Raw genomic sequence first — 8,523 nt, forward strand, 5'->3', positions numbered from 1 at the left:
ACCGGCGGGCGTGCGCTCGGGACGCCCGGCGTCGGCCGGTGCCGACCGCGGAGCGGGGGCACCCGTGGGCCCCCGCACCGCGGCGGGTCAGCGGTCAGTGCTGGACGGTGACGGCCTCGATCCGGCTGAAGTCGGCGGCGGCCAGGTCCTCGTCGCGGATCACGTAGTAGAGCGGGCACCCGGTGAAGTCCGGGCGGCCCGCGTCGAGCAGGATCCGCTCCGGGCCGCGGCCGTGCGGCGCCACCACGTACTGGTCCGCCTCCCGGTCGGGGCCCAGCAGCACCATGTAGGCGCGGTGCTGCGGCGCGGTGTCGAGCGCGGCCCGGCCCAGCGAGGCCAGGCGCTCCGCGGCCTCCTGCGGGAGCTCGACGAGCGGATCGTCGTGGAAGCGCCCGACCTGCGCCAGCATGGCCTTGCCCGCGGCGTACAGCGGGGCCGGCGGGCCGGTGAACTCCCACGGCGGGGCGCCCCAGCCGGCATCGGGGTCGGCGAACAGCGGGTCCGAGTCCACCTCGTAGGGCGCGGTGTCGGCGGCCGACCGGTCCGGGAAGAAGAGGACGTTCACCGGGTCGCGGCCGCCGAAGCCGTCGTCGCCGAGGAAGAAGAAGTAGAGCAGGCCGCACGGCGGCAGCAGCCCGTTGGCGTCCTCCCCGCGGACCTCCGCCAGGTCGATCTGGGCGACGAAGCAGTCCGCCTGCGCGTCCGGGCCGGACCCGGTGCTCGGCCACACGAAGCCGGGCGGGACGTCCGGCACACCGCCGCACCGGGAGAACGGCTCCGGCCCCCCGAAGCCGTCGGGCCTCGGCCCCAACGCGATCCCGTGCTCGGCCACCCCCGCCAACTCGTCCTCCCACGGCCCGAGTCCGGCCTCGCCGATCAGCCGTCGAAGGATCCGCTCGCCACCGGCGGTCACAGGGTTCGGGCGCATCATGAGGCCACTCTACGAACCCCCGGCCCTCCCCCGGACCCCCGCCCCGGGGACCGGGCGGGCTACGCCTCGGCCGAGGCGGCGTGGCGGGCGCGGGCGATCGGGGGGTAGCGGACCGTGAAGAGGAGGGGAAGGGCGAAGGCGGCGACGGTGAGCAGGGTGCGGGCGTCGCCCGCGTCCGGCCGGTAGTGGCGCAGCAGTGCGCCGCCGATGCCGGAGAGGGTGAACGCGGCGGCCCACACGGTGGTGATGACGCGGTTGATCCGCAGGAACAGCGGGCTGTTCCAGAGGTGTTCGGGCGCCTGGGTGCGGGCGACGCCGAGGGTGAAGGGGCGGCCGAGCGCGAGGGAGCCCCAGGCGGTGGCCGCCAGCCAGAGCGAGGACAGCGGCGGGCCGTAGTGGGCGACGGCGGTGGAGTGGGGGGCGGCGAACGCGGCGGCGGTGTAGGCGGCGAGGAACAGGACGGCGCTGGCCTCGATCACCTGGGTGTCCCAGCCGCGGCCCGCGCGGCGCTGGGTCGCGACGAGTGCGACGGCCAGCAGGAGGCCGGTGAGCGCGGCCCAGCGGATGTCGACCGTGCCGGTGAGCAGGGCGACGGCAATCCACGGGACGAAGCTGCGGATGTGGCCCATGGCGGTGGTTTCCCCCTGTGGTCGTGCGGGTCTGCGTCGGTCGGCGCCGCGGGCGGTTCCCCGCCCGGCGCGTCACCCCAGCCTGTCGCTCACCCGTGTGCGGCGGAACGGGGAGATGGTGCAAGACTCCGTGCAGGAAGCTGCACGGAACGGGGGGCGGCGATGAGTCTTCAGAGCCTGGGGCTGACGTCTGACCAGGAGCGCGTCTACCGCTATCTGCTGCGTACCCGGCACACCGATCCCGACACGGCCGGGGCGGAGTTGGGCCTGCCGGGCCTGCGTCCGGTCCTCGCCGAGCTGCAGGCCCTGGGGGTGGTCGACGCGCGGATGGTCGCGCTGGCGCCCGCGGCGGCCGTCGACCTGCTGGTGCGCCGGCGGGTGGAGCACACCTCCCGTGAACTGGCCCGGCTGGACGCGGCCTTCGACGTGGTGCGGGAGCTGGCGGAGGAGGCGCGCCAGGGGCGGCCCGTCGAACTCGTCGAGCGCATCCAGGACACCGCGCAGGTGACCCAGCGGATCCGCTCGATGCCCGGCCGCTTCGAGATGATGAACGCCAAGCGCCTGCCGCGCGGCAGGACGCCGTGCCAGGGCGCGGCGGCCGACCGCTTCCGGCGCCAGCTGGCGGACGGGATGGCCAGCCGGACCCTCGTCGGCACGGCGGCCCTCGACAAGCCCGACCAGATGGCCTACGCCCGGTACTGGCACGCCCTGGGCGACGTGCACCGGGTGACGGCCGAGCCGTTCGGCCAGCTGCTCATCGTCGACCGGCGGGTCGCCTTCGTGCGGCTCGATCCGGACCTGCCGGAGTCCGACACGCTGCAGGTCGGCCAGCCCGGGATCGTGGCCGCGCTGGTCGACCTGTTCGAGCGGCAGTGGGCGCGGGCCACGGACATCGACCGGCTCGACCTCAGCGCGGTCGAGGCGGAGGTGCTGCGCACGCTCAGCGAGCACGGCAAGGACGAGACGGCGGCCCGCGAGCTGAACATCTCGGTGCGCAAGTACCGCACCCACGTGGCCGCTCTGATGGCCCGCCTCGACGCCGCGACCCGCTTCCAGGCGGCCCTGCGCGCCAAGGAGCGCGGCTGGCTTTGACCGCCGGGCGCCGGGCGGGGCGGCGGTCTCGGCTGTGACGATGTCGCGGCCCTGTCACCGGTTCGGTGGAGAGTGGGCGCAGGCGTGCGCCCCGGGGGCGGCCGGCCGGAGAATCGGACGGTCGGACGATCCGATGTGCGGACGTGCAGGTGTACGGGTGTACGGGTGTACGGGGAGAGGGGGGCGAGGTGGCGTTCGGGCCTTCCGTGCGGTGGACGGCGTTCCAGCGGCGCTGTGCCGCGGGCATGGTGGTGGCGGTGGCGGTCCTGGCGGTCGCGGCCGCGCCGGTGGTGTGGGCGGGTTCGCAGGACGCGCCGGGTGGCCGGGGCTGGTGGCCGGAGGTCTGCGGGGTCGCGCTGCTGGCGGCCGTCGGCGCCTCGCTTCCGCTGCGCCGGGAGGTCTCCGGCGCCGGTTACGCCGCCTCCTGCCTGGCTCTCGCGGTGCTCCTGGTGCTCGCCCTGGGCACGGTCTTCGCGACGGCCCAGGCCAGCCACGCCGTCCGGGACCGGCAGCACGAACCGCCCAGCGTGACGGCCACCGTGACGAACTGCCGGACGACGGGCCGGACGCTGAACGACGAGGGCGGCGGCCACGCCACCTACGGCTGCGTCTACCACTGGAGCGCCGACGGCCGCGAGTTCAGCGAGGACCGGCCGACCGGGGAGGTGTATCCGGACGGGCACGAGGCCAGGGTGTGGCTCGACGGCGGGCGGATGGTGACGGGCAGGCCGAGCGTCCTCGCGATCCCGCTGTGGATCGCCGCCGCCCTGGCCGGGCTGCTGGGCACGGTCCGGTTCGCGGTGGCCCTGGCCTGGAAGGCGCGCGAGGAGGGCCTGTTCGGGTAGCCGGGCCGGTCGGGCCGGTCCGTTGACCGGCTGTGGCGGGCGCGGGTGAGGGCGGGCGCCGGTGGTGGCGCCCGCCCGGGATCCGGGGGGGGGGATCAGCTCCAGGGGTTGGCGGGCTGGTCGCTGATGGCGGTCCAGAAGCGGGTGTTGGCGGGCAGGGTGCCGTTGGCCCACAGGCCCCAGCCGGAGCCGTCGTGGAACTCGGCCATCCGGAAGCCGGCCCCGAAGGAGTCGGCGCACTTCTGGTCGGCGGCGGCGCGGCTGGTGAGCTGGGAGCCGGACAGCGGTGCGGTGGCCTTCACCTCGCCGCCGGCCCAGCTGTGGAAGCCGCTGGTGGGCACGCCGGCGGGCGCGGGGCGGCCGTCCTGCCTGAGGCACAGCAGCGGCAGCACGGCGCTCGACGGGGTGTCACCGCTGTACGGGTTGCTGTTGGTGGCGTTGTCGTAGCCGACGTGCACCACGTTGTCGGCACGCTGCTCCAGGTTGGCCCAGGTCATGCCCTTGTGCTGGCCCGGCGCGCCGAACAGGGCCTGGTAGGTGGCCTGGTAGACGTTCCACTGCTGGTACTCGTGGTCGTCGCAGCCGCGCATGACCAGCTTCCAGCCCCCGAAGTTCCTGCGCGAGTTGTCCAGGCAGTTCGAGCTCGACACGTTCTTCAGCCGCAGCCCGACCAGGTCGTACAGCGGCGGCTGCGCCTGGAGGGGGGTGACCTCCCACTGCTGGGTGGTCAGACCCGCCACACACTTGCTGGTCGTCGGCAGGTCGTCGGACGTCAGGCAGATGTCCCCGTCGGCCGTGCGGGTGGTGATCGTGTGCCGCTCGGGGTAGCCCGGGACGTTCCTGAACACCCACTTGCCGGGGTTGTCGGACGGGGCGCAGACGCGCATCTCCTGGAGGCCCGACCTCCCGTCGGGACAGCGGTCGGAGTACTGGTTGAACAGGATCGTCTCCGGGGTGTCGGCGGACGCGACGCCCGGCACCAGGACCAGACCGGTCAGGGCGAGCGCGATCGCGAGCACGAGGCGCTTGAGGGATGAACGCAAGACTGCTCCAGGGGTTCTCGGCACAGGGAAGGACCGCCCGCCGCACTGGGCAGCCGTTCACGGCGGGCGATCACTCGCCAGTTTGTCCGCGTCCTGCCAGCCTTCGATATCCCAGCTTTCTGGGACCCCCACCGCCCCACCGCCCCGGTCGCAGCCGGGGCGGTGGCCTGCCCGGCGCCGTCCCGATGCGGCCGCTCTGATGCGGTCGCCTCCGCGAGCACCCGTTGAGGCGACGGAAACCCCGCCGAACGAACTCGGCGGGGTTTCCGTCGGTCACTCATCGGGCGGCGGAATTCACCCGCGCCGACCCGATGCGCACGGCAACGACCTGGCTCTCCGTTCGGCGCCGGGCCGAATCAGTCAGAGTACCGGCGAAAGAACTCCCGCTCCTTCCAGTCGTCCTCAAATGACTCGAGGAGGCGTTCATAGAGACGGCGCCGCGCCACGCCGCTCTCTTTCCGGAAAAGATCCTCCGCCCGATCGAGCACCTCTTGCCACCGAAGTTCATGCATGCAGTACTGCAGGACCTCGAGGCTCCAGGGGTCGATCTCCTGCATGAGTGCGAGAAACCGCTCGGCAACAGCCGGCCTGCAGCTCCCCCTGTCCCTGATCTGATCAGTCAGGTCTTCGAGAAGCGGCTCCACCTGGTCCACCCCGTCGGCGAGCTGTTGGGCTTTCAGCAGAAACTCGATCTTGTCAAGAATGAGACCGCATCCGCCGTCGCTAGCATTCGGTGAACTTGTACTCAACATACTTTCCTGTCGCATCGATTCCAACCTTGCCGAAGGCCTCGACGGCTGCGGCTTCAGCGTAGGACCCGGTGGGCTTGTAGTGGCCGGACAGGTTGTTCACCTCCGTCATCCTCCCGCTCTTGAATCGGACCTCACCGGCAGCCAGCACATCCGCGCCACTGGTGAGTGCGATGTGGCCGTCGCCCTTACCGATAAGCAGAGTCCCGTCGGTCAGAACCACATACTGATAGTTCCCGGTACGGGTTGCCACCGTCCCCGGCGTGTACAGCTTGGTCCAGCCGTAGGTGTCCTCCGGCTTCAGGTTCGGGAAGACCTTCGGGTCGGATCCCCCGTCATTGTGGACCAAAACTGGCGTCGACCCGGCGAGCACATAGTAGGTATGGACACTGCTGATGGTGAGGTTGTACGCGGGCTGGAGCGAGGTCCAGTGCCGGGTGCTGACGATCCGCGCGGTCCGGCCTTCGGGGGTTCGCAGGGTGTCGCCGACGACGAGGTCGGCGGCATCACGCCAGGCCTGGCGGTTCTCCGACCAGTACGGGTGGTGGCTGGTGGAGGTGCTGGTGGCCGTGGACCCGTTCGGCGTCGCGATCGCCAGTTCGGTGAACTCACGGTCGTCGGGAGTGTAGATGGTGGCCTCGACGCGTTGCGGACCGGTGGCGCCGGTGGCCGGGTCTGTCGCTGTCACCGTGTCGCCGATGCGGATCTGCTCGATCGGGTGGTTCGTACCGTCGGCCATGAGCACGGCGGTGCCGGCCGGGAAGCTGTTACGCCGGCACGACGGGCGGATGTCCTTTGCGATCTTGGCCTCGGCCTCCATCTCCTGGACCACGGCATGGCCGACGGCGGCGTCGTTGCGCAGGGCGGCGAGTGCCTCGTCGGTTCCGACGCCGTCGCTGAGGGTGAGGCGGAACTTGGCGACCTTGTCGGCCACCGCGGTGAGCTTGCCGATGGTGGCCTGGCTGTAGCCGTCAAGTGCCGCCTGGAGGGCGAGTTTGGCCTCGTCCAGGCCGACGCCGGACAGGATGGCGAAGCGGAAGGCGACGATGCCCTTGGCGGCCTTGGACAGGGCGCCGACGGGGAGGAACGTCGATGCGGCCCATCCGCAGGACGCCAGATCGGGATTGTTGAAGCACTGGATGAAGTCGCCGGCCAGCAGCTTGGCGCTGCCCACCGACGTGCAGCCGCTGTTCTGCCCGCAGGCCACCTTGTAGTGCTTGCTGTAGTCGTCGTACGACAGCTCGATCGTGGTGTCGTACTGCGAGTTCTCGATCCGCTTGGTGTCGAGGACGAGGGTGTCCCAGACGCCGTACTTGCCCTTGCAGGCCTCGATGCCGAGATTCGGCTCCGGGCACGTCTTCAGGACGTAGTCGACGGTGCCGGTGACCTTCACGGTGACCTTGACGTCGCAGACGCTCTGCCCGGCCGCGTTCTTGTGCCAGGGGCTGGAGCCCCAGGTGAAGAGCCAGCTCCCCTCGAGGCCGGGGTCGCCGACGACGCACTTGGACATGTCCTGGCGGACGATCTCCTGGGTCACGTCGGACCTGGGCTGGACCTCGACGAAGGACTGCCGGTCGCCGTCGGGGTCGGTCGCGGCCGTCCCGTTCTGGACCTGCCCGGCGGCGGTCTCGGCCTGCTGCTTCTTCCAGACCTCCTCGCGGGCTTCCTTGGCCGCCTGGGCGGCCTCCTCGGCGCTCTTCCTGGCCGCGGCCGCGGAGGCCTGGGCCTGGTCGGCGGCGGTCTTGGCGGTGGCCGCGTACCGGCGGGCCTGGGCCGCGTAGCCGGCGGCCATGCTCGCGGAGGTGCTCGCGCGGCTGGCGGCTGTGTTGGCGGAGGCGGCGCTGGCCTGGGCCTGCCTGGCGTAGCCGGCGGCCTGGGTGGCGGAGTCCTTGGCCTGTTGCGCGGACTGGGCGGCCTTGGCGGACCAGTCGGCGGCCTTTGTCGCCGAGGCGCGGGCCTGGTCGGCGTAGCCGGCGGCCTCGTCGGCGGCGTTGCGGGCGGTGGCGTAGGACTGGGAGGCCTCGGCCGCGTACTGGCGGGCGAGGGCCACCGAGCCGTCGATGGCCGCCAGGTAGGACTGGACGGTGGCGACGTGCGCGGCGGTGACGGCGTCGCGCTGGCGGGCCTTGGGCAGGCCGGTCTGCAGGAACGGCTCCAGACGGTCGGCCGGGCCGGACATGACGGCCTGGGCCGCCGCCTTGACCTCCGGTCCTCCGGAGGCCAGGGCCTGGCTCACGAGGACGCGGTTGTCGTCGTCCCGGGCCTTGTACTGACCCGTCGCCAGGAACGCGCGGACGTCGGCGACGGCGCCGTCCAGCGCCTTGCCGGCGGCCTCCTTCACCCCCGGTCCGCCGGCGGCCATGATCTGCGAGAGCAGGACCCGGTCGTCGTCGTCCTTGCCCGGGTACTGGCCGGTGGCGAGGAAGTCGCGGACCTGCTCGGCGGTTCCGGCCGCTGCGGCCTCGGCGGCCAGGCGCTGCTCCAGCTTGGTCGGGCCCTGGGCGATCGCCATGATGCTGGTGCGGTCGTCGCGGTCCCTGGCCTCGGTCAGGGTGGCGTTCAGGAAGGCGCGGACGGCGCTCTCGTCGCCCTCCAGGGCGGTCTGGGCCGCGGTCCTGGTCCACGGCCCGCCGGAGTCCAGCAGCCGCAGCGCTGCCTGGCGCCCCTTCAGGACCCCGGCCTTCGGGTCCGCGCCCGCGGCCGTGGCGTCCTTGACCAACTGCTCCGTCTCGGCGGCCAGTCGGCCGGCCTTGCCGGACTCCCAGGCCGCGGTCCTGGCCTTCTGCTCCGCCTCGCGGGAGGCCTCGTCGGCGGCGGCCGTCTCGGCGGCCTGCTGCGCGTCCAGGCGCTCCTGGTCGGAGGCGCGGGCGATGTCGGCGACCTTGTGCGCCTGCGTCGCGGAGGCATCCGCCGAGTCGGCGGCGGCGCCCGCGGCGGTGGCCGCGGCCTGGGCGGTGTTCGCCGCGGTGGCGGCGTTGCCGGCGTGCTGCGCCGCCTCGTCCGCTGCCGCGGCCGCCGCGTCGGCGTGGGCGGCGGCGGCGTTCGCGGCCCGCTGGGCCTCGCCGGCGACGGCGGAGGCCTCGGTGGCGATCTTCATGGTGGCGGTGGCCGCGCGGGCGGCCTCCGCCGCGGCGGTCTTGGCGGAAGTGGCGCGGAACGAACCCTGGCGGCGAACGGAAAGCAGTTCGGCCACTACGCCCTGCGACCCCGCGCGCTCGTCGACGTCTCGACCTG

7 protein-coding genes are annotated in these 8,523 nt (G+C 72.8%); 2 read left to right on the forward strand and 5 right to left on the reverse strand.

From position 1 onward, the window contains the following. Positions 1–94: 94 nt before the first annotated feature. Positions 95–931, reverse strand: a complete 837-nt coding sequence (locus ACFVVX_RS36315; protein ID WP_387952226.1) for a DUF1963 domain-containing protein — start codon at positions 929–931, stop codon at positions 95–97. A gap of 59 nt (positions 932–990) precedes the next feature. Beyond that, a complete protein-coding gene (locus tag ACFVVX_RS36320; RefSeq protein ID WP_387952228.1) occupies positions 991–1,560 on the reverse strand; it encodes a hypothetical protein in 570 nt (189 codons plus the stop codon). A gap of 162 nt (positions 1,561–1,722) precedes the next feature. Here ACFVVX_RS36320 and ACFVVX_RS36325 point away from each other — a divergent pair, with 162 nt between their 5' ends. Together ACFVVX_RS36325 and ACFVVX_RS36330 are read left to right on the forward strand one after the other, a co-directional pair. Then, on the forward strand, positions 1,723–2,652 hold the full coding sequence (locus ACFVVX_RS36325; RefSeq protein WP_387952229.1) for a hypothetical protein: 930 nt from the start codon (positions 1,723–1,725) through the stop codon (positions 2,650–2,652). 188 nt (positions 2,653–2,840) lie between these two features. Beyond that, complete coding sequence (locus ACFVVX_RS36330) at positions 2,841–3,497, forward strand: hypothetical protein (protein ID WP_387952231.1); 657 nt, start codon at positions 2,841–2,843, stop codon at positions 3,495–3,497. A 95-nt stretch (positions 3,498–3,592) separates the two neighbouring features. Here the strand turns inward: ACFVVX_RS36330 and ACFVVX_RS36335 are convergent, their stop codons facing one another. From ACFVVX_RS36335 to ACFVVX_RS36345, 3 genes are all read right to left on the reverse strand, one after another. Further along, positions 3,593–4,540, reverse strand: a complete 948-nt coding sequence (locus ACFVVX_RS36335; RefSeq protein ID WP_387952233.1) for a hypothetical protein — start codon at positions 4,538–4,540, stop codon at positions 3,593–3,595. A 356-nt stretch (positions 4,541–4,896) separates the two neighbouring features. Beyond that, a complete protein-coding gene (locus ACFVVX_RS36340) occupies positions 4,897–5,307 on the reverse strand; it encodes a hypothetical protein (protein WP_387952234.1) in 411 nt (136 codons plus the stop codon). After that, the coding region (locus tag ACFVVX_RS36345; RefSeq protein WP_387952236.1) for a polymorphic toxin-type HINT domain-containing protein at positions 5,264–8,523 on the reverse strand (3,260 nt) is incomplete at its 5' end. The genes ACFVVX_RS36340 and ACFVVX_RS36345, both read right to left, overlap by 44 nt.

The sequence above is a fragment of the Kitasatospora sp. NPDC058170 genome (assembly GCF_042883905.1).
Lineage (GTDB): Bacteria > Actinomycetota > Actinomycetes > Streptomycetales > Streptomycetaceae > Kitasatospora.